Annotated in this window: 16 protein-coding genes; 15 read left to right on the forward strand and 1 reads right to left on the reverse strand. The window is 60.5% G+C overall.

All coding sequences use genetic code 11. The annotated features are described in order from the left end of the window. Positions 1–39: 39 nt before the first annotated feature. The 15 genes from IEX27_RS05495 to IEX27_RS05565 all read left to right on the forward strand — a co-directional run bounded on the left by IEX27_RS05495 (position 40) and on the right by IEX27_RS05565 (position 21,760). Complete coding sequence (locus IEX27_RS05495) at positions 40–957, forward strand: FAD binding domain-containing protein (protein ID WP_188719929.1); 918 nt, start codon at positions 40–42, stop codon at positions 955–957. Next, positions 950–2,833: a molybdopterin-dependent oxidoreductase gene (locus tag IEX27_RS21550; protein WP_188719930.1), complete on the forward strand. Its 1,884-nt coding sequence runs from the start codon at positions 950–952 to the stop codon at positions 2,831–2,833. The genes IEX27_RS05495 and IEX27_RS21550 overlap by 8 nt, the downstream gene beginning before the upstream one ends. Next, complete coding sequence (locus IEX27_RS21555) at positions 2,833–3,843, forward strand: xanthine dehydrogenase family protein molybdopterin-binding subunit (protein ID WP_188719931.1); 1,011 nt, start codon at positions 2,833–2,835, stop codon at positions 3,841–3,843. The genes IEX27_RS21550 and IEX27_RS21555 overlap by 1 nt, the downstream gene beginning before the upstream one ends. Positions 3,844–3,986: 143 nt before the next feature. Continuing rightward, complete coding sequence (locus IEX27_RS05510) at positions 3,987–4,946, forward strand: Bug family tripartite tricarboxylate transporter substrate binding protein (RefSeq protein WP_244630224.1); 960 nt, start codon at positions 3,987–3,989, stop codon at positions 4,944–4,946. A gap of 7 nt (positions 4,947–4,953) precedes the next feature. Then, positions 4,954–5,448 (forward strand): tripartite tricarboxylate transporter TctB family protein, encoded by a 495-nt coding sequence (locus tag IEX27_RS05515; RefSeq protein WP_188719932.1) that lies wholly within the window; start codon positions 4,954–4,956, stop codon positions 5,446–5,448. Then, positions 5,448–6,947, forward strand: coding sequence for a tripartite tricarboxylate transporter permease (locus IEX27_RS05520; protein WP_188719933.1), 1,500 nt, complete (start codon positions 5,448–5,450; stop codon positions 6,945–6,947). The genes IEX27_RS05515 and IEX27_RS05520 overlap by 1 nt, the downstream gene beginning before the upstream one ends. A gap of 1 nt (position 6,948) precedes the next feature. Then, positions 6,949–8,838: a thiamine pyrophosphate-dependent enzyme gene (locus tag IEX27_RS05525; protein WP_244630225.1), complete on the forward strand. Its 1,890-nt coding sequence runs from the start codon at positions 6,949–6,951 to the stop codon at positions 8,836–8,838. Positions 8,839–8,896: 58 nt separating this feature from the next. Continuing rightward, positions 8,897–10,348, forward strand: coding sequence for an NAD-dependent succinate-semialdehyde dehydrogenase (locus tag IEX27_RS05530; RefSeq protein WP_188719934.1), 1,452 nt, complete (start codon positions 8,897–8,899; stop codon positions 10,346–10,348). After that, positions 10,349–12,073, forward strand: a complete 1,725-nt coding sequence (locus IEX27_RS05535) for an IlvD/Edd family dehydratase (RefSeq protein ID WP_188719935.1) — start codon at positions 10,349–10,351, stop codon at positions 12,071–12,073. 409 nt (positions 12,074–12,482) lie between these two features. Continuing rightward, positions 12,483–13,625, forward strand: coding sequence for a GGDEF domain-containing protein (locus IEX27_RS05540; RefSeq protein WP_188719936.1), 1,143 nt, complete (start codon positions 12,483–12,485; stop codon positions 13,623–13,625). Positions 13,626–13,767: 142 nt separating this feature from the next. Further along, complete coding sequence (locus tag IEX27_RS05545; RefSeq protein ID WP_188719937.1) at positions 13,768–14,400, forward strand: TerC family protein; 633 nt, start codon at positions 13,768–13,770, stop codon at positions 14,398–14,400. A gap of 212 nt (positions 14,401–14,612) precedes the next feature. Continuing rightward, entirely contained in the window at positions 14,613–15,728 is a 1,116-nt protein-coding gene (locus tag IEX27_RS05550; RefSeq protein ID WP_188719938.1) for a helix-turn-helix transcriptional regulator, read from the forward strand. A gap of 873 nt (positions 15,729–16,601) precedes the next feature. Continuing rightward, positions 16,602–19,826, forward strand: coding sequence for an autotransporter domain-containing protein (locus IEX27_RS05555; RefSeq protein WP_188719939.1), 3,225 nt, complete (start codon positions 16,602–16,604; stop codon positions 19,824–19,826). A 548-nt stretch (positions 19,827–20,374) separates the two neighbouring features. Further along, positions 20,375–21,034, forward strand: coding sequence for a TerC family protein (locus IEX27_RS05560; protein WP_188719940.1), 660 nt, complete (start codon positions 20,375–20,377; stop codon positions 21,032–21,034). 216 nt (positions 21,035–21,250) lie between these two features. After that, complete coding sequence (locus IEX27_RS05565; protein WP_188719941.1) at positions 21,251–21,760, forward strand: TIGR02444 family protein; 510 nt, start codon at positions 21,251–21,253, stop codon at positions 21,758–21,760. Between the two features lie 58 nt (positions 21,761–21,818). Here the strand turns inward: IEX27_RS05565 and IEX27_RS05570 are convergent, their stop codons facing one another. Continuing rightward, positions 21,819–22,388, reverse strand: a complete 570-nt coding sequence (locus tag IEX27_RS05570) for a MarR family winged helix-turn-helix transcriptional regulator (RefSeq protein WP_188719942.1) — start codon at positions 22,386–22,388, stop codon at positions 21,819–21,821. Between the last annotated feature and the right edge of the window lie 176 nt (positions 22,389–22,564).

Below are 22,564 nucleotides of genomic sequence, written 5' to 3' on the forward strand. Positions count from 1 at the left end.
CCGAAGAATGCACTGCATGAGAATGTTGGAGCGTAACCCATGCTTACCTTTGACCAATACCTGACCCCGGATACGCTCGAAGAGGCGTTGTGGCTCTGGCGCGATGCGCCAGAAGGCACCCGCCTCATTGCAGGCGCGACAGACATTCTTCCGTGGGCAAGGGAAGGCCGAGCCGGCGACGTGCATCTGCCCGCGCTGATCGACGTTACCAAGATCCAGGAACTCTCCGGCTACACGGTCGAGGGTGGCCGCGTGCGTCTTGGCGCGAACGTCGTGTACCAGGATTTTCTGACGGACGAGACGCTTCGCAGGCTGCTGCCGTGCATGCCGTTCTGCTCCATCTGGTTCGCTGACGACCAGATCCGCGAGCAGGCAACGCTGGCCGGAAACCTCGTCAACGCTTCGCCCGCCGCCGACGGCACGCCGGCTGTTCTCGTGCTCAACGGCTCGATCGAACTGGCCCGGCTTGAGGATGGCGTAGTCGAGCGCCGCACGCTTCCCGTCGCTGAGTTCATCCAGGGTCCGGGCCGCACACTGATGGAACGCGGCGAGATCGTCACTGCGGTGACCATGGATGCGCTGGATGGTTACGGCGGCTCGTTCGAGAAGGTCGGCCATCGCCGTTCGCTGGTGATCTCCGTCGCCTGTGTCGCCGCTGTCGTGAAGACCGATGCTTCGGGCCGGAATTTCGAGGATGTCCGCCTTGGTCTTGGCGGCGTCGGCCCGATGGCTGTGCGGCTGACGGATATCGAAGAGCGCCTCAAGGGCCAGCCCATTTCGTCCGAACTCATTCGTGAAGCGTGCGCGAGCGCTGCAGACCGCGTCGCCTCGCGCTCACGCGTCGCCTATCGCCGGCGTGTCGTGCCCGGCTTCGTTGAAGCAGCCATCGAGGATGCGCTGGCTCACGCCGGCGCGCCGTACCGCGGCGAACATCAAAGGGAGATTATCAATGTCTGATGGCATGCTGCGTATGACAGTGAATGGCCGCAAGGTGGCAAAGTCCGCTGCCGGCCGTTATCGCCTCATCGACTTCCTGCGTGAAGAACTGTTCCTGACCGGCACCAAGGAAGGTTGCGGTGCAGGTGAATGCGGTACCTGCTCCGTTTTCGTCGATGGCAAGCTGGTCAAGTCTTGCCTCATGCCCGCAAGCAAGGCTGAGGGTGCGGTTATCGAAACCGTCGAGGGCCTCGCCTCTGGTAACGATCTTACGCCGGTTCAACGCGCCTTCCACAAGACCGGCGCCAGCCAGTGCGGTTACTGCATCCCCGGCATGGTGATGGCTGCCACCTCGACACTGCGCGAGAACCCGGACGCGGACATCGAAGAGATCAAGGAACGCATGGGCGGCAACATCTGCCGTTGCACCGGTTACACGAAGATCCTGGAGGCCGTCGAGCTCGCCCGTGACATTCTGAACGGCAAGGCTGCACCGCTGGCGCTTGAACCTGAGCCCATTGGTGAAAGCTTCATCGGCACCAACGTCCGCCGTATCGATGCGCCCAGCAAGGTGACCGGCAAGCTGCGCTATGCAGGTGACATGGTGTTCCCGAACATGCTGCACATGCAGGTGCTGCGCAGCCCGCATGCTCACGCGCGGATCGTATCTATCGACACGTCGGCGGCGGAAGCGCTGGAAGGCGTGGAGTCCATCATCACCGCAGCAGATGTGCCGGGCACCGACGGTTTTGGCGTGTTCGTTCATGACCAACCGATCATGGCCCGCGACAAGGTTCGCTATGTGGGTGAGGGCATTGCGGCAGTTTCCGCCGAGTCGGAAGAGATCGCCCGCAAGGCGCTCTCGCTGATCAAGGTCGAGTACGAGCTTCTGCCCGCTGTCTTCGATGCCGAAGAGGCGATGAAGGAGGGGGCGGTCGTGCTGCACGACTATGCGCCGACCAACATCGTCAAACACATTCCTGTTCGCAAGGGCGATATCGAGAAGGGCTTTGCCGAGGCAGATCTCGTCTTCGAGAACACCTACACGACCCAACAGGTGGAGCACGCCTATCTCGAGCCGGAAGCCGGCATCGGTTATGTGGATCACGATGGCGTGGTGACGGTCATTTCGCCCAGCCAGAACATCACCCACCACCGTCACATGCTCGCGGGCATCCTTGATCTGCCGATCAACAAGGTCCGCTGCATCATGAGCCCGGTGGGCGGCGGCTTCGGCGGCAAGGAAGACATGATCTATCAGGGCATGCTTGCCCTTGCCGCGATGAAGACGGGCCGTCCGGTTCGCCTCGTCTATACCCGTGAAGAGTCGATCACCACGACCGCCAAGCGGCATCCGTCGCGCGTCACGCTCAAGATGGGCATCAAGAACGACGGCACGATCACCGCTGTCCAGTTCAAGATGATCAGCGACGGCGGCGCTTACGGCATGTCCACGGAAGGCGTGATGCGCAAGGCGGCGATCCTGTCCGTCGGACCGTACGAGTACGAGAACCTTCAGGTCGACACCATCGGCGTCTACACCAACAACACGCCGTCCGGTGCTTTCCGTACCTTCGGCGGCATGCAGGCGCAGTTCGCAACGGAGTCGCATCTCGACATTCTGGCGGAAAAGCTGGGCCTCGATCCGTTCGAAATCCGCCGCAAGAACATGATGAAGGCGGGATCGCTCACCCATACCAGGCAGCGCCTCGATACAGCGGCGATTGGCGAAGTTCTCGATGTGGCTGAAAGCTTCAGCCGCTGGGAGAAGGGCGCTCCGACCAGCCGCGGCGCAACCCGCGGTGACCTTGGCGGACCGGATACGCGCCAGCCCTGCACCCTGGGCGCGCGCTTCCGCAAGCCGGCAGATAACAACAAGAAGCAGGAGGTCGCGTGATGGCTCGATGGAAAAAGGGACGCGGCGTCGCAGCATCCTGGTATGGCATTGCACGCACCGCAACGATCGACCGCGCAGGTGCATGGGTCGAGCTCGATGATGGCGGCACGGCGAAGGTCGTGACCGGCGTGACGGAAATCGGTGAGGGCATCCTCACCGTGCTGGCGCAGGTAGCGGCGGAAGAGCTTGGCGTGCGGCCGGAAGACGTCACCATCGGTGACAACGATACGGCGCGCTCGCCGGAAGCCGCGCATGCCGGTGCGACCCGCCAGACCTACATGATCGGCAACTCGGTTGCGCTGGCATCGCGTGACGCTCGCTCCAAGCTCGACGCCTTCCTCGCCAACCACTGGGGCGTCAGTGAATCGTCGATCAAGGCGTTCAACGGCTTCATCTGGTCGGAAGGCACGAACAACCGCATCACGATGGAAGAGGCAGTCGACCTCTGCAAGAAGAACGGCGTTGTTCCCGTTGGTTCGGCCTCGTTCACCGCGTTCGGCACGGGGCTCGATCCGGTCGATGGCTCCGGCGCGCCGTGGCAAACCTACGTGTTCGGCTGCCAGGTGGCGGAAGTCGAGGTCGATACGCTTACGGGCGAAGTTCAGGTGCTCGGCATGTGGGCCGTGCATGACGTTGGTCGCGTGATCAACCCGCGCGGTGTTGAAGGGCAGATCGAGGGCGGTATCGTCCAGGGTCTAGGTCAGGCGCTGATGGAGAACTATGAGCTCCACAACGGCCACACCACGACGCCGAGCTTCTCCAAATACATCCTGCCGACAGCGCTCGACGTGCCGCAGATCAACTGCCGCCTTGTTCAGGACATCGACCCGAAGAGCCCGCTGGGCGCAAAGGGTATCGGCGAACCCGCGCTGGTGCCGACGGCGCCGGCCATCATGAACGCGATCTATGACGCCATCGGCGTCCGCATCTCCAGCCTGCCGGCAACGCCGGAAGCAATCCTGGAAGCTCTGCAGAGGAAGGCAGAGGGAGAGGTGCGGCTGGCGAGCTGAGTTTTTGATCAGTGCAACCCCAGGCGGGAAACCGGTTCCCGTTCTTCCTGGAATTGCACCGGTGAAGGATGGCCGGCTCTGCCGGCCTATGGGGGGTCCAGCATGGCGAGTTCACGCTGGGGGTTCAAACGGAGGAGAGAACCATGAAGAGCACATTGAAAATGGCAATGGCCACGGCGCTGCTTGGAAGCGCGATCGGGCTGGCGTCGCCAGCCCTCGCCGATTTTCCGGAGAAGCCGGTGGAAATGACGATCCTGTTCGGCGGATCGGCGCAGACGGTCGGCCAGATCCTGGCTGACGGCATGTCGAAGGCGCTGGGCAGCCCGGTCGTTGCAGTCAGCCGCCCGGGTGGCGGTGGTGCGATCGGCTACAGCCACGTCAACGGCACCGATGCCGATGGCTACTCGATCGTCTGGAATTCGAACTCGATCTCGACGGTCCATTACCAGGGTAACATTCCGTTCGACTACAAGGCCTTCGCTCCGATCGCCCGTATCGGATCGGAAGTTCCGGTTCTGGCGGTCAGCACGAAGTCCGGCTGGACGGATCTGAAGTCCATGGCAGAAGCTGCCAAGGCCAAGGGACAGCCGCTCAAGGTTGGCGTTTCGGGGCTGGGATCGTTCACGCACCTCGCGGCCGCAGCGCTGTTCGACAAGCTGGGCGTCAAGGTCGTCTACATTCCGTACGGCGAAGGCCGTGCACCGGCCGAACTGCTGGCGGGCCGTGTTGACGCTGCGATCCAGTGGCCGGGCCAGTTCATCCCGCACGTCCAGAACAACACGATCGCTATGCTCTGCTCGACGGGCATGGAAAAGATCGCCATCGAGATCGACGTTCCGACCTGCCATGAGGCAGGTGCTACCGATCTCAACGTTACCATGTGGCGTGGCCTTGCCGCTCCGGCTGGTACACCCGACGACGTAATCGCCAAGCTTCAGGATGCCGCAAAGGCCACCGTGGAAGACGAGGCTTTCGCCAACGCTGCTCGCAATCTCGGCTTCGAGCCGGGCTTCCTGCCAGCAGCGGAATTCGGTGAGCTCATCGCCTCCGACGATGCCGTCATCAGCGAACTCATGACGACGCTTGGCCTGAAAAATAAGTGATAGCTAAATGACAGAAGTCTTTCGTGACAGGTTGCTTGGCGTCGTTCTGATGGCCGTGGCAATCGCATGGTTGGCTGCATCGAGGTTCACGATCCCGGAGGGTTACTCCGGGTCGTTCTTCGGCCCGCGCGCGTTCCCCAATGCACTCGGGTTCCTGCTGCTTCTATTGTCGGTGATCCTGGTCGCCCAGACTTTCTCCAAGAAGACCGTCGATGACGACGAGGAAGAAGAACTTGAGTGCAAGCCAACCTTCCAGCAGGAACTCTGGGCAACACTCGTTACCTTTGGCTTTTTGATCTCTTACTTTGTCGCTCTGCCGATTTTCGGTTTCGTTCTTACCACCACCTTGCTCATCGGAATTTTCCTGTTCTTCGTGCTCAGGAAACGTTCAATCCCGCTCATCATTTGCATGCCGCTGGGCTTTTCGATCGGCCTCTGGCTGCTGATGGGCAAGCTGCTTGGCGTCCACCTGCCGACCGGCATGTTTAGCTGGAGCTTCTGATGGATATTCTCCTTTCAACTCTGGCAATCTCCTTCGCCCCGGAAGTCGTGGGCGCCCTTCTTTTTGGTTCGATCTTCGGCCTCGTCTTCGGCGCAATTCCGGGTCTCACCTACACGATGGCGCTGGCGCTCATCCTGCCGCTCACGTTCACGCTCGACCACACGGCGGCGATTGCCATGCTGCTTTCCACCTTTATCGGTGGGGCAAGCGGGGGCACGGTTGCCGCGATCCTCGTCGGCGTTCCCGGCACACCGTCCTCTGCGGCGACAGTCGTTGACGGCCACCGGCTGGCGAAAGCCGGCAAGGCGAGCCTCACCGTCGCGATGGCGACGGTCGTCTCCACCATCGGCGGTCTGTTCAGCCTGATCGTGATGGTCTTTTCGGTCGATTTCCTCGCCAGTGTCGCGCTGCACTTCGGTCCGGCCGAGATCTTCGCGCTGCTAATCTTCGGCATGTCGACCATCTGCGGACTGGCGGAACGATCCATCGTGCGCGGCCTGATCGGCGGCGTCATCGGCCTGATGGTCATGATCGTCGGACAGGATCCGATCGATGGTGTCTCGCGCCTGACTTTCGGCCAGGTTCCGCTGTTGCAGGGCGTGGAGCTGCTGGTCGCGATGATCGCGCTTTTTGCAATCCCCCAGGTGGTGGAAGCCTTCTCGCAGCACCATAGCGGTGGCGAAACCGTCGTTGATCCGAACACGGTCAAGGTAGAGCTGCCGCGTCCCCGCTATGTCTGGGGCTTCCGCTGGAACATCTTCCGCTCGAGCCTTCTCGGCACCGTTATCGGCGCGATCCCCGGCACCAGTGGCACGATTGCAGCCTTCCTCGCCTATTCGCAGGAAAAGAAGCTCAACAAGGACAAGGTGGCCTTTGGCCATGGCAACATGGGCGGCGTTGTCGCGCCGGAAACGTCGAACAATGCCGTCACCGGCGGGTCGATGATCCCCGTGCTGGGCCTTGGCATCCCGAGCGATCCCGCGACGGCGCTGATTCTCGGCGGCCTCCTGATCCACGGTATCCAGCCCGGACCGTTGCTCTTCGTCGAGAACCCGCAGGTCATCTACAGCATCTACATGCTGTTTGCCGCTTCCTACGTCATCGTGATGATCTTCATGCTCTTTGGCGTGAGGTTGTTCGTCAAGGCGCTGCACGTGCCGCACCACCTGCTGGCGCTTGCCATCATGGTGCTCTGCATCGTCGGCTCCTACTCCGTCCGCAACTCGATGTTCGACGTTGGGACCATGATCGTCATCGGCTTCCTGGGCTACCTCCTGCAGAAGGCGCGCATCCCGCTGACGCCAATCCTGCTCGGGCTGGTGCTCGGACCGGCCATGGAACGCGAGTTCCGCACGGCGATGATCATGTCCAGCGACGATCCATCGATCTTCTACACTTCGCCAACCGCACTGCTGTTTTTCGCTTTCGCAGCGATCGTCGTGTTCAAGCACACGCTCAGCGGTTTGCGCTCCCGCAATAATCAGAAAAAAGAGGCCTGATATGCTCGAACGCCGAGATGTATCTGATCCCGCAACATTGATGCGCGAACGCGCTGAGTCCATCAGCAAGGCTGGCAATATCTCCCAGCTGCTGAAGGAAGGAACCCTGCCTGCGCGGATCGAAACCTCGCTTTCGGAGGCTCTCATTCTGGGGCTCCTGAAGCAGGGTGTGACGCAGTACTACGCCATCTTCGGCCATGGCTCGACCGATCTCGGCGAAGTCATGCGCATCTATGCCGAAGCTGGTGCGATCACTGTCATCAACTGCCGCAACGAGGTGGAGATGGCGCATGCCGCCACTGCCTATGCCTGGCAGTACAAGCGTACGCCGGCGGTCATTACGTCCATCGGACCGGGTAGTCTGCAGGCCATGGCCGGTTCGCTCGCAGCCGCTTCAAACGGCATCGGCGTCTACCACATCTATGGTGACGAGACGACGCGCGGCGAAGGCTACAACATGCAACAGGTGCCGAAGCCCGAGCAGGGGCTGTTCGGCCGGATCACGGCACTTATGGGCGAGTCCTATACGCTGCACACGCCGGAAGCACTGCGCGAGTGCATGCGTCGCGGTACCGCCTGCGTCCATCATCCCTACAAGGCTGGTCCCTTCTACATTCTGCTGCCGATCAACACGCAGCCGCAGATTACTTCGGTCAATCTCGGTACGCTTCCGGAGCGCATGGAGATTGCCCCAGTCGCGCCCGTGGACGAAGCTGTTTATGACGAGGCCGTGAGGCTCATCGGAAGCTACGAGAAGATCGTCATCAAGGCTGGCGGCGGTACGCGCGCCCATGCAGAAGCCGTCCGCAAGCTTGCGGAAGCTGCGGGTGCTGCCGTCGTTCTGTCGCCGGGATCGACCGGCGTTCTGCCGGATGCGCATCCGCAGAACATGCATGTCGGCGGTTCCAAAGGGTCGATCAGCGGCAACTATGCCATGAGCAATGCGGAGCTGGTGATCTTCATTGGCTCGCGTGGCGTCTGCCAGGCGGATTGCTCCGGCATCGGCTACCCGAACGCGAAGGCGGTCATCAACATCAATGGCGATATTGATGATGTCAGCCACTATGCGAATACGCTGGCGCTGCATGGCGATATTACCGCAGTGGTAAACCGGCTGCTGCCGCTCATCGAACAGAACCAAAAGACGACCATCAATACCTGGCTGCCAGCCTGCGCCGAGAAGAAAGCGGAATGGTCTGCCTGGAAGCAGTCGCGCACCAGCGCAGCACCGATCATGGATGATGCGTGGAAGCGTCCGGTGCTGACGCAGCCCGCAGCGATCCAGACGGTCGCAAGCTTTGCAAAGCGCGTCGGTGCTACCAAGTTCTTTGACGCAGGCGACGTACAGGCAAACGGGTTCCAGCTGGTCGAAGACGATCAGGTCGGCGAGACCTATACGGAGACCGGCGCTTCCTACATGGGCTTTGCGACCTCGGCGCTGCTCGGTTCCGCAGGTGTGAAGAACGCACAGTACGGTATCGCGTTTACCGGCGACGGTTCGTTCATGATGAACCCGCAGGTGCTGATCGACGCTGTCGAGCATGGTGTGAAGGGCATGATCGCGCTGTTCGATAACCGCCGCATGGCCGCGATCACCAGCCTGCAGTATGCGCAGTACGGGGTCGAGTTCCGCACCAATGACAGCGTACCGGTGGACTACGTACAGCTGGCGGGCGCTGTATCCGGCGTCAAGGCAATCTGGGGGGGCACGACGCAGGAAGAGCTGGAGGCAGCGCTTGCCGAGGCTCATGCGCATGACGGTCTGTCGCTGGTGCACATCCCTGTTTACGCGGGGCGCGAGCACATTGCCGAGATGGGCGCCTACGGCAACTGGAACGTCGGCAATTGGGTGGACGACGTTCAGGCCCGGTATCTCGAACAGAATATCTAGACTAGAGTGGCCCGGGGGGAAGGAAGAGCCTTCCGGGTCCAGCACCATAGAGGCTCCCATGTATCGCGATTTGCAGCTTTATATTGATGGCGACTGGCGCGCGGCCGCTAGCGGCGCCACCCGCGAAGTGACTGACCCGGCGACCGAGGAGGTGCTGGGCACGATCGCTTCCGCCGACGAGAAAGACCTGGATGATGCGCTTGCGGCTGCTGAGGCCGGCTTCAAGGTCTGGCGCCGCACAGGGCCATGGGACCGTGCCAGGATCATCCGCCGGGTGGCCGATCTGATCCGCAGCCGTGCTGACGAGATCGCCATGGTCATGTCGCTGGAGACGGGCAAGCCTATTGGCGAGGCCAAGGGTGAAGTGGGCGGCGCTGCCGACCAGTTCGAATGGTATTCGGAAGAAACCAAACGCATCTACGGTCAGGTAATCGAGGGCCGCACGGGCGAAAGTCGCATGGCCGTCATCCACCAGCCGGTCGGTGTCGTCGCTGCGTTCTCGGCGTGGAACTTCCCGGCGCTGCTGCCCGCCCGCAAGATGGCAGCCGCACTTGGTGCCGGTTGCAGCATCATCGTCAAGCCCGCCGGCGAGGCTCCCGCCTCCTGCGCGGCTCTGGTTCAGGCATGCCACGACGCTGGCGTGCCGAAGGGCGTGGTCAATCTTGTCACCGGCAACTCCGACAAGATTGCCCGCCACCTCATTTCCTCGCCGATCGTTCGGAAGGTTTCGGTCACCGGCTCCGTGCCGGTGGGCAAGCAGATCCTGCATCTTGCTGCTGACGGCGTGAAGAAGGTATCCATGGAACTCGGCGGGCACGGCCCTGTGCTCATGTTCGATGACGTCGATGCGGAAAAGGTCGCCGAGATGTGCGCCCGCACCAAGTTCCGCAATTGCGGACAGGTGTGCATTTCACCCACCCGCTTTTATGTCCATGAGTCGAAGTATGCCGCCTTCTCAGCGAAGTTCGCGGAAGTCGCCCGCTCGCTGAAGGTGGGTCGTGGTCTGGACGAGGGAACGGAGATGGGTCCGCTCGCCAATCGCCGCGGCCTGCAGACGATCCAGGAGATGGTTGAAGACGCCAAGTCTCGCGGCGCCGAAGTTCTGGCAGGCGGTCAGGTCCCGCCCGGTTCCAACCGCGGCTACTTCTTCGAGCCGACCGTTCTCGGCCGGGTGCCGGATGACGCGCTGATCATGCGTGAGGAGCCGTTCGGCCCGGTCGCTCCGATCGCGACTTTCAGCAGCTACAACGAGGTCATCGAGCGGGCCAACGCATTGCCGTTTGGCCTGGCCGGTTACGTTTTCTCGAACAATCTCAGTGTTGCGACGCGCGCCTATGAAGATCTTGAAGTCGGCATGGTCGGCGTCAACGAAATGCTGCTTGCCACGGCGGAAGCGCCGTTCGGCGGCATCAAGGAAAGCGGCATGGGGCGTGAGGGCGGCTCGTTCGGCCTCCATGATTACCTCGAAACCAAGTATGTGAAGATCAGGCTTCAGGAACAGGCATCGTAAATGACCAAGGACAACTCTCAGGACCAGCAGCCGCAAGGCCTTGCACGCGGATTGACGAACTACGGCGACATGGATTTCTCAGTTTACCTGCGAAATTCATTCGCCGCCTCGATGGGTTATTCCCGAGAGGTCCTGAAGAAACCAATCGTCGGCATCGCCAACAGCTTCTCCGGTTTCAACAATTGTCACCGGCACTTCCCCGAAATGCTGGAGGCGGTGAAGCGCGGCGTTCTCCTGGGCGGTGGCCTGCCGATCGAGTTTCCGACCATCTCGCTCGGCGAAGTATTCCTGAGCCCGACCAGCCTGAAGTTCCGCAACCTGATGTCGATGGACACGGAAGAAATGATCCGCGCCCAGCCGATGGACGCCGTGGTGCTGATGGGCGGCTGTGACAAGACCGTTCCTGCGCAGCTGATGGGTGCGGCTTCGGCTGGCATTCCGGCGATCCAGATCGTCGCCGGTCCGATGATGACGTCGCGCTATGAGGAAGAGCGCCTTGGCGCCTGCACGGACTGCCGCCGCTTCTGGGGCAAGTATCGCGCCGGTGAAGTCTCGACAGCGCAGATCAACGACATCGAAGGGCGGCTTGCCACGACCTCCGGCACCTGCGCAGTCATGGGAACCGCTTCCACGATGGCCTGTATCGCCGAAACGCTCGGCATGTCGCTGCCCGGCACGGCGGCAATTCCGGCTGTTCACGCCGATCGCCTGCGTGCAGCTGAGGCCACGGGTCTTGCGGCTGCCCGCATGATCGAGCGCCCGATCTTGCCCAGCGAGATCATCACCGAGAAATCCGTCGAAAATGCACTGCGCGTGCTGCTGGCGCTTGGTGGCTCGACGAACGCCATCATCCACCTGACGGCAATCGCCGGTCGATTGGGCATTCCTGTTTCGCTGCAGAAGCTCAACCAGCTTTCGGACGAGACTCCGGTGCTGGTGAACCTGAAGCCGGTCGGCTCGCACTACATGGAAGACTTCTTCTTCGCCGGTGGTGTGGGTGCGGTACTGCGTGAGTTGCGTCCGCTGCTCAATCTCGACTGTATGACGGTGACCGGTGAGACGCTGGGCGACCGCCTTGAGACGGAGACCGGCTGGGTCGACCGCCGCGTGATCGCGAGTGCGGCCGAGCCGCTGGAGCCGCAGGGTGGTCTGGTGGCGCTCTTCGGTAACCTTGCGCCGCGTGGTGCAATCCTGAAGCGTTCGGCTGCCGACGAGCGGCTGTTCGAGAAGGAAGGCCGTGCGGTCGTCTTCACCTCGCTCGAAGATCTCGCTGCCCGCGTGGACGATCCGGAGCTGGACATCACGGCGGACGATTTCATGGTTCTGCAGAACGCCGGTCCGCGCAGCGCCTCGGGCATGCCGGAGGCCGGCTATCTGCCGATCCCCAAGAAGCTGTCGTCAAAGGGCGTGAAGGACATGGTCCGCATTTCGGATGCGCGCATGTCCGGCACCGCGTTCGGCACGATCGTTCTCCATGTTTCGCCGGAATCCGCCGTGGGGGGGCCGCTCGCGCTGGTGCGTACCGGCGATCGCATTCGCCTCTCGGTCAAGAACAAGTCGATCGATCTGCTGGTGGATGAGGCCGAACTGGAACGCCGGAGGGCGGAACTTCCGCCGCAGCCGTCAACGGCAAACCGTCGGGGCTATGACAAGCTCTACGCGGAGCAGGTGTTGCAGGCGGACGAAGGCTGCGATTTCACCATGCTTCAGCCTGTGAAGGGGTAGTTAAACACCTTACAGGAGTTTCTGCTTTTCGCCGTTCAACTTGCCGATCCTAAGGGTGGGGCAGGTTGGACGGCATTTTTGTATACGAATACGCTCCAACGCCCGAAGGGGCCAAATGACGAGGCTGATAAGCTGTCGGTATATCCTGCGCGCGTGTCCGGTTATCCAGAAGCTATACTCGAAAATAGCCCTGTAACCCCATAGGCTTACAAACCGGGCAATCTCCCGTTAAGCACAAATGAACCAGATGGTTCACGAGCCCGATCTCCTGTGATATGAATTAGGAAAATACGGAAAAATCCGTCACATTCTAAGAACACGATACGGAGACTAGGGAAGCGTACCTCGGTATAGGGGACGAGGGATTTATATCGGTCTATCGGGCCGATGTGGGGGTTTGTGGGGGCAAATGGGGTTCGATCCCAGCACACTGTTTTTTGCAGCGGGCATCAGTGCTGTCGCGCTGGCTTTGACCATGTTCGGAGCCTGGCTGCAGAACCGTTTGGATGTATTCCTGATAGGCTGGATGCTCGGCATGTCTTCGCTGGGCGCTGGCGCCGTCATTTATTCGGCGTATCCGCCACAGCCGGTCGTCATCCTGATCTGTCTGACGCTGCAGACCGTGGGCTTCGTATCCGTTTATCTCTCCGCGCGGTTGTTCACGGGGACACCCGTCCACTGGCGAATAGCCATCATCCTCGCGCTCGCTGCGGTCGCGGCCGTGATCGTGCCGATCTCGTCGGGACGTGACGGCGTGGGAGTCGCCATCTTCAATGTCATAGCAGCTGTGCTGCTGTTCCTGTGTGCGCAGGAATACTGGAGGGCGAGGGAGCAATCTCCTCTCTCGATTGTGGCTCTGTCGGGTCTGTACGCGATTGCCGGCGTCTCCTTCCTCGCATGCGGTCTGGTGCTGATCTACGAACGGCAGTGGCAGTTGGTTGGACGTCCCGCCAACTGGGCCGAGAGCTTCAATGCCGTTGTTTCCATCGCCGGCATCACGGGTATCGGTGCGCTGTCGCTCGGTCTCAATCATTCGCGCATGGCAAGCCGGCTGTCGAAGGAGGCCGCCACGGATGCGCTGACGGGGCTCATGAACCGCCGCGCGCTCTTTTCGAACTTTGTAGCCAACAGGCTTCGTCCGGGTGACGCTGTCATTGTCTTCGACCTTGATCGTTTCAAGTCGATAAACGACCGCTACGGTCACCGCGCCGGCGATATCACCCTGCATCAGTTTGCCGAGGAGCTTCGCAGCAATGCGCGGCCGCAGGATCTGGTTGCGCGTCTTGGCGGCGAGGAGTTCGTGCTGGTGATGCGTCAGGTTTCCGTTGCCGAAGCCACCGCTACGGCAGAACGGATCCGAGCGGCCTTCTCGGCGACGCCGCTCAAGGTGAACGACACTGCCGTCCTGGTAACCGCCAGTGCCGGCGTAGCCTTCGCCGTCAGCGAAGACGACGATTTCGAACACGTGATGCACCGCGCCGACCTCGCGCTCTATCGCGCCAAGAACAGCGGCCGCGATCGTGTGCTCACCGAATTGCAGGTCGTCGCTTAACTCCACACCTGCAGGAGTTGCAGGAACATTTTAATCACTTAACACTTGATCGATAATCCGCAGGGGCGCATACCCGAGCCCTTCCGGTAACCCTCAGCCCTGCACTGAATTCCGCCGGGGCTATCAAACGCGCGTAGTTCAAATGGAATTTTTTACAGCTCTTTTGCAGGTCATCATGATTGACCTGGTTCTCGCTGGCGATAACGCCGTTGTTATTGGCTTGGCCGCAGCCGGTCTTCCCAAGGAACAGAGGTCCAAGGCGATCCTGGTCGGCATTCTGGCGGCCACGGTCCTGCGCATCAGCTTTGCGGTGCTGGCGACGAAGCTGCTGTCGATCGTCGGACTTCTGCTGGCGGGTGGTCTCCTGCTGCTTTGGGTCTGCTGGAAGATGTGGCGCGAGCTGCGTATCAGCGCGGAAGAGGAAAAACAGGCGCAACAGGCCCTGGAACAGGGCATTGCAGGCGGCGAAGGTGCCGGCAACGGCGCACCCCGCAAGACCTTCATGCAGGCCGCCGGGCAGATCATCCTCGCCGACGTTTCAATGTCGCTCGATAACGTGCTGGCTGTGGCCGGTGCAGCCCGCGAACACCCGACGGTGCTGATCATCGGTCTCGTGTTCTCCGTCGGCCTGATGGGTATTGCGGCCAACTATATTGCAAAATTGCTACACCGCTTCCGTTGGATTGCCTATGTGGGCCTGCTCATCATCGTCTATGTGGCACTTGAAATGATTTATCGAGGTGCTATGGATGTATGGCCAGTGGTAGCCGGCTAATCACTTTTCCGTGTTTAAGAATGCGGCAATTGAGCGTATGCAAGGCTTGGAGCGGGATGAACCAGTAAAACCAGGTGAACCCGCTGCCTCTCACGCGGTTCTTCTCCTCAAATACCGCAGGAATGTTTACCCCAATTGGGGGTATCGAGCTCGTACCGCCCGATGTATCATGGAAAAATCCAGGGTTTGGGGTTTCCCTGGCGGGGGTATGCTTGGGCATTGATTTAGAAAAACTTGATCGGGCGCTCGACCGCGTTCTGGACGCGGCTGTAGATTCCGCGTTGTGGTCGGTTTTCCTGGAAGAGGTGACCGAGGCGACCGGCTCTTACGCCGCGTCGATCGTTCGCTTCGACCGTCTGTCGCCGAGCACCACGCTGGTGACGCGTAACATCGCTTCGGCAAGTGAAGAATATTACCAGTCGGGCTGGCCTTCCAGCGACTGGAACCTGCACGCCCGCAATCTCCTGGCACGCGACGGCATTGCCCGCACGCAGCAGTTCACGCCGCCGGAATTTCTGGAGAAGCACGACTTTTTCCGCTTCATGGGCAAGCATGCGCTCAGGTATTCCTGCATGATCGAATGGCATGCGGTGCCGCACGAGATGCTGTGCCTTGGCCTGCACAGGACGCCGGATCAGGAACCCTATTCGGACGAGGAAGCGGCCATTCTCCTTGGCATTCGCGAGCGCCTGATGGTCGGCGCCCGCATGGCTTACCGGATTTCGCAGAACAGGGTTTCCGGCACGATCAGCGGCCTTGATATTGCACGCATCGCTGCGATCTTCTTTGACCCGCTCGGCCGGATCACGCACGTCAACAAGGCGGCGCTGCCGCTTCTCGACAGGGATCTGCGCGTGGTGGACCAGGAGCTGCGTTCCTTCGACGATGCCGAAACGGCGCAGATCCGTCGGGCCATCCGCTCTGTTCTGAATCACGAAGGTTCGGTCGGCAGCGAACATGTGGAAGGTGTGGCGATCGTCCGGAAGGAGCAGCCTTCACTTTTCCTTCGCATCCAACGGATTGCAGGTGAGATTGATCTCTTCGCACATTCAGCCGGGCTCTGCGTCATCGAGATTCCGGAACAACAACGCACCGCGCAACCGGATACGCTTCGCAAGGCTTTTGGTCTGACCGAGCAGGAGGCGCTGATTGCCGTGCGCCTCTGCGAGGGCCTCTCGCTGCGTGAAATCTCGGAAGCGACAGAACGTTCCTACGAGACCGTGCGCACGCACATGAAGTCGATCCTGCAAAAGACAGGAACGAGCCGGCAGGGCGAGCTGATCGCCCTCGTCGCGAAGATGAAGATGTATGAGTCCAACGCGGCGTAAAGCCGGACTCCGAAGCGCAACCCAGTTTTTCTATTGTAAATTAGCCGGCTTAGTAATATGCTTGAAGAAGTGTATAGTAGTACTTCGTGCGGCTAAATCTGGCGGGTGGCGATTTGAACACTTGTTGCAAGTATCCGATCCGGAGTTGCCGCACTCTGGCAAAAATATCACACAGATAGACTCCAAGATTCTGTTAAGCATTTAGAGGGTGGTTTCCACCCACTTGGGGTATTCAGGGTCTAAACCGGCAATGCTATCGACGCAGATAGTTATTTCTGGGTAGTGGCTGGGGGGCCGCTCTTTTCGCATCTGCGCGCCTCCCGCCCTTTGTCCTCCGGGGGGACCATGTCGAATAAGGTTGGTCGTAGCCGCGTACGTCGTAATGCAACTGTTTCCAAGGCTCTTAAGACGCAGCCGCGTACGTGGCGAGCCTCACTGCTCTCTGCAACTGCGCTTGTAGTTTTTACCGGCTCAGGCGCTGTGATGACGCCTCAGGAAGCGCTGGCGGCTTGTACTGGGTTTTCGACTGTCACTTGTTCAGGCAATACGACGACGACAAATGTTCTCAACCGTGAGAAGCTCGTGAATATCACGGTTAACAACGGGGCGAATGTTAACGGTATTGGCCTCGGAATGACAGGTGTACTGGGCGGTGGCTCAGTTACCAACAATGGTACGGTCCAGAGCAATCTGGGTACAAGCAGAAATGCTCTCGACATTACTGTTACTAATGTCAATATCATTAGCGGTACTGGCACAGCCACGTACACTGGCAATGCGGGAAGTGTGCTTAGCGGCGATCTAAGTGGTTTAAGCATTTCAACTTATACTGCCGGAAATGCCAACACGAATGTTATCCTCAATGGCGCGCGAGTGCAGGGTAACAAAGCCAATGGTATCGTAGCGATTTCCGGATCGCTCCGTAACGCGACAACTTCCATTACCGGAACTGGTGACAACACGGTCACCGGTGACACAAACGGTATTCTGGGTATTGCAGTTTCCGCAAACCGTGATGCCACCACGAATGTAAACCTTTCGGGCTACATCACTGGTGACAACGGCATAGTTGCCGTTGCTGGCAGCGTCGACCTCACGTGGTCCTCCCTGGGAGACTTTATCAGTAATCCAGCTGATCTGAATAATATCCTGAGTGGCGCGGCTGGCGACGGCAAAGCGACTGTTGATGTCATTCATAATGGCAACATTACTGCCACGAATGGCATAGGCATCGTTGCCATGGGTATCGGCAACGGCGGCAACGACGTCTCCGCCAGATCCAATGGATACATTGATGCGACGGACAGCCCCTTCGGCATCGGTATTCTTGCGGGCTCCATCGGCGAAGACGGCAAAGTCTCGGCGACGGTCACCGACGTCGATGCGAGCCTCGCGGGCGTAATTGCCTTCAACCCGGATGGCGATGCCAGTGCACACGGCCGCGGTGACATCAATCTCACAGGCGACATTAGCCTGGTTGGCGTCGGAGCGTTCGCGCAGAACGGCGATGCTCGGGCATCGCTTGGCCGCAACGGCAGCATCGAGGCTGACGGCCTGGGGATCGCAGGTCTGGCGGCGGTGTCTGTCGGCGGCAGGGCCATCGTCAGCAACCGCGGTGATATCTCGGACGTGCTGGTCGGCGCGGTTGGCGTTTCCCTCGGCGACGGAGATGTCATCGTATCGAACCGGGGATCGATCGAGGCTGGCCTCGTCGGTATGGCAGGATTCAACTATGGCAATGGCGACGTTCGCCTGATCAACCGAGGCGATGTCTCGGGCGGGCTGATCGGCATGGCTGCCGGTAACATTGGCAATGGTGACGTGGATGTCATCGTCGGCCGTGGCGCGGATGTGTTCGGCGGTCTGGCTGGTGTACTGGCGATCAGCGGCGGTGGCGACGGCGATGTCGACGTCAATGTCGGGCGTGGCGCCGATGTTATAGGCGGTCTCGCCGGTGTCGTCGCCATGAAGACCGACGGCGCAGGTGACGTCGATATCAACATCGGGCGATCTGCCACCGTCGGCGGACTGCTGGCCGGCGTCGTCGCAAGCAACGAAGTTGGCGACACGACTGTCACAAGCGGTCGCGGGGCGCGGGTCTTGAGCCTGGGCACCGCCATCGACGCGAGCTCGGATAACGGCGATGTATCGGTTGAGACCGGTGACCGCAGCATCACCTTCTCGCTGCTCGGCTCGGCGATTTCTGCCGATGCAGAAAACGGCTTTGCCGATGTTCACGCCGATGGTCTGGTGATCGGCGGCGCGCTCGGTACGGCGGTCGTTGACATCAATTCCGGAACCGGTGCGCACTTCGTGAACGACGGAGTCGTTGCAGCACTCGGTCTCGGCATCGGCAACGCGGCAGAAGGATTGGCGCTCAACGCTAAGGGCGGCGGCAGGATCTCTGCCCGCAACGAGGGTCTGATGGTTGGTCGCGTCGACCTTACCGACTATAACGACCGTATGGTCAACGATGGAGCCTGGCTCGTTCGCGAAACCAACGACTTCGGCGATGGCTGGGACCGCCTCAGGAACGATGGGTTTATCCAAACGGCCTTCGACGGTGGGGAGGCAGAGCAGACCTACTTCGATAACCTCGAAAGGTTCCGCAACCGTGGCATCCTGTCGATGCAGGATGAAGACGCGGGCAACGATGTCGATGTTGATCGTGACTACACCTACATTTCCGGGGCCTTTATCGGCGGCGGCTACCTCGGGATCGATGCCTTCCTGGGCGGCGTTGACTCGACGGCTGACGTGCTTGAGATCGATGGCAGCGTAAGCCGTACAACGCGGGTAAACGTCAACGATGTGAACAGCGGTCCAGGCGCCTACAATGCCGAAGGTATCACCTTCGCAGTTGTGAATGGTGGCGGGGCAGAGCTCGACAACTTCATCATGGATGAGGACAGTGCCAACGCTGTGCGCGGCGGCCGAAATGTCATCGACAAGGGCATGTTCTTCTATGACATCGCGCTTGTCCCAGCTGCGCCTTCGGCGCCAAGCGCTGACATATATAGCTTGGCAATTGAACCGGAGGTCATGCCCGAGCTGCCGGGCGATGAGTTCCGTCTGATCGGTGTGCCGGACCATGAGGCCATGGAGATGCCGACGCTGGCGACCGCAGCTCAGGGCATCTGGCACGATACCGCAGGCGTTTGGCTTGACCGTCAGGTCGACCTGCGCAACCAGATCCTGATGGCCGGCACGATGGAGCAGGGCGCGGACCTTCCGGTTGCGGCTGATCCGGCCCGCAAGCCGGGCGGAGCCTGGGGCAAGGTCATGGGCAGCTGGACCAGCCGTGACAATGGCGCAGCGCTCACCATCCAGGGCAACGACTATACGTACGACCTCGGTTACCGGCAGAATACCTTCGGCTTCCTCGGCGGCCTCGACATCGGTGATGAAGACGTCTTCGCCTCGGGTGATACGCTGCTGTTCGGCGTGATGGGCGGCTACATCGACTCGTCGCTCGACTTCAGGGCCTCGACCACCAGCATCGACTACTCGGGCGGCACGGTCGGCGTCTACGCCACCTACCTGAACAAGGGCTTCTTCGCGGATGCCCTGTTCAAGGCGGACATCCTGACCGCGACCTACTCCGCTCCGACACTCGGCGTGGAGGAAGATGCAAGGGTTCGCACCTACGGCTTCACGCTCGACACGGGTTACCGCTTCGAGCTGCCGAGCAGCCTGTTCATTGAGCCGGTCGCGACGCTGTCTTACGCCAAGACCCGTTCCCGTGACCTCGATCTGCCGGGTGCGACGGTCGAGTTCGGCGACAATGAAAGCTTCCGCGGAAGCCTCGGTGTCCGCTTCGGCGGCGAGGTTGCCCGGACCGATACGTATCGCCTGGAAGCATCCGTCACCGGCCGTATCTGGGACGAGTTCAAGGGTCAGAACTCCGCAGTCATCTACAATGCGGGTGATCCTCTGACGGTCCGCGACAGCTTCAACAGCGCCTTCGGTGAAGTCGGTGCGACGCTGAACGTGTACTCCGCCGACGACCACTGGTCGGGCTTCGTCAACGGTGCGTACAAGTTCAACGGCGACGCACAGACCGGAAGCGTCAAAGCTGGCCTGCGGTACAGCTGGTAACAGCAAGGGTTTGCCAGAGGATCCAAAAGGTTTCCTCTGGCAGGCAGCAACTTCGGAAGATCAAGACCTGGATCGTCTCGTGTTTCGCAGAAACACCGATGCGGTCCAGGTCTTTTTGATTCCGGAGTGGCTTGGAGCCGTTAGGACTTCCGCATAAACTCTGGCCTGCTCTAACCATCTGTTCTTCCGGGCTCCTGGACGGAAAGACCGGTTCCCACTTTTCCTGATGCTGCGCTTGGATGAAGAACAAGACCATGCTTCGCAGCTTCATCCTTTCAACCATGCCAACTGATCTTCGCAGTGTGGAACGGGCCTCCTTTTTGCTTGAATTCTGCCTCTGCTCGACATAGTGATCGCGTAATCAGGCCGGGCCCCTCTGGTAGTTCCCGCAGGAACTGCGATGTCGGACTGAAAGTCAAAATGGGTGGCTCGGCCATGGTCTAGCGATGATGTTCTCCGCAGGACGCTTGCACAGTTCAGTGCAGTTCTTGCTTTTCCATCAGGCGCGATCGCTTGCCGCTGCCCTTTGAGCTACAAACGGGAGCCAAATGAACGAACTTTTTACAGTCGAAGCCCTAACGGCGCTTCTCCAGGTGATCATGATCGACCTGGTGCTGGCAGGCGATAACGCCATCGTCATCGGCCTTGCAGCCGCGGGCCTGCCCAAGGAACAGCGCACCAAAGCAATTATCATCGGCATCGTCGCCGCGACGGTGCTGCGCATCATCTTTGCTGCGGCCACGACGCAGCTGCTCCAGATCGTCGGCCTGCTTCTCGCCGGTGGCGTCCTGCTTCTGTGGGTCTGCTGGAAGATGTGGCGCGAACTCAGGACCGGCCACGATGAAGAGGTCCAGGGAGAAGAGGCGCTCGCAAACGCCGATCTGGACAAGGATGGGAAGGTTGCGGGCGGTGCGCCGCGCAAGACCCTCGGTCAGGCTGCTCTGCAGATCATCATTGCCGACGTGTCCATGTCGCTCGACAACGTGCTTGCTGTCGCTGGTGCTGCGCGCGAGCATCCGGAAGTGCTGGTATTCGGCCTCATCCTGTCGATCGCGCTCATGGGTATCGCGGCATCGTTCATCGCCCGCCTGCTCGGCAGGCATCGGTGGATCGCCTATGTCGGTCTGGCCGTCATCCTCTATGTCGCACTCGAGATGATCTACCGCGGCTTCCACGAGGTTTGGCCCTACGTCAATGGAGCCATGTAGGCCGTTTGACCTGCTTCCATAACAAAGCTTCTGCGGCGCAGGTCACTGCGCCGCAGTTTTGTTTTCAGCCGGTCCCTGCTGAACCAGCCGCCGGCTGAACTGGCCCGGCCCTTATCCTCTCCCAGATCGCTCTTGAAGCCGATCAGCCTGTACAGCAGGTGAAGGTGCGGCTATTCCTCGGCGACGACGCGTTTCGCTAGCTGCGGGGAGAATAGCATGAGCTCGACACCGAACGATGGCCTTTGGAATTTTGCGCTGGCGCTCTATGGGTCCAAGGGCGTGGGTGATGCCTGCCTGCAGCTTCAGGATGAAAGCGGCGTCGACGTTCCCGTGCTGCTGTTCGCGCTCTGGCTGGCGGCAAATTCCGTAGAGCTGACGGAGACAGAGCTCGCCCGCATCGACAGCCTCATCAAAGGCTGGCGGGAAGAGGTCGTGCGGCCACTCCGCACGATCCGCCGGCGGCTCAAGGAAGGGCCGCATCCGGCACCTTCGGCCGATACCGATGCTCTGCGCAACAGCATCAAGGCCGCTGAACTCAATTCAGAAAAGATCGAGCTCGCCTTGCTTGAGGCGGAGGGCCGTTCCCTGATGACGCGAGCTGAAAACAAGCCCGATGCGGCGCGGGGCAATGCCGTCACTGTTGTCAGGCACTATCGCGAAGCTGATCTCGACGAGCCGGGACAGCAGGCATTGGACGCGATCCTGGCGGCGTTCGATCGGCTCTGAGAGCGTAGCTCGCCGAGGGGTGAGAAGCCGCCAAACCACCGCGCAAGTGGAGGGCTTGTTACTGCCCCTCCTGGCTCGCCAGATAGTCGAGCAAGGCGAGCGACTTGTCCCCGGTCACGACCAGGCGTGACATCAGGTTCCGCAAGATGTGAAACTCCTCCGCCGTCAGGTCCGCGAAAAGTGCATCATTCGCCGGACGCTGGATGACGGTAAGCGACTGCAACAGGTCCCTTGCCTTCTGGGTCACCGTCAGCAGAACCCTGCGGCGGTCGGAGGGATTGGTGCGCTTCGTGACCAGCCCTTCCTTCACAAGCTTGTTTACCTCGATCGTGACGAAGGCGCCGCTCAGATGCAGGTGGTCGGCAAGCTGGTTGACGCCGATGCCGTCATCACCCTGCAGGTGGCGGACGGAAATCAGGATGGTGAAGGCGGTTCCGGTGAGGCCGATCCGCTGTCCCAACCGGTTGCGGACTTCCTGCACACGTGAAGCAAAGGCCAACGTGTCGTAGATGAGCTGGCGGAACGCCAGATCCGTATTATCAACGAGAAGTTCTGGACGGGAGACCGTCAGGCTGGATTCGGGACCAGCCTTGGTATGTCGCGTCCGTTCGCGGCTCTTGGTCGTCATGCTCCCACCATCCTTCATCGCTTTCCGTTTATGCAATACGCAAAATTGCAGGACAACCAACGTTTCGCCACCGCATTACACAACTTTCCTGTTGACGCGACGGGTATGTTGACGTTCTATCAAAATTAGCTTTATAACCAAGCTATCTTGCAAAACGACACTGTAGCCCGACGAGG

Source organism: Nitratireductor aestuarii (assembly GCF_014641695.1).
Taxonomy (GTDB): domain Bacteria; phylum Pseudomonadota; class Alphaproteobacteria; order Rhizobiales; family Rhizobiaceae; genus Chelativorans; species Chelativorans aestuarii.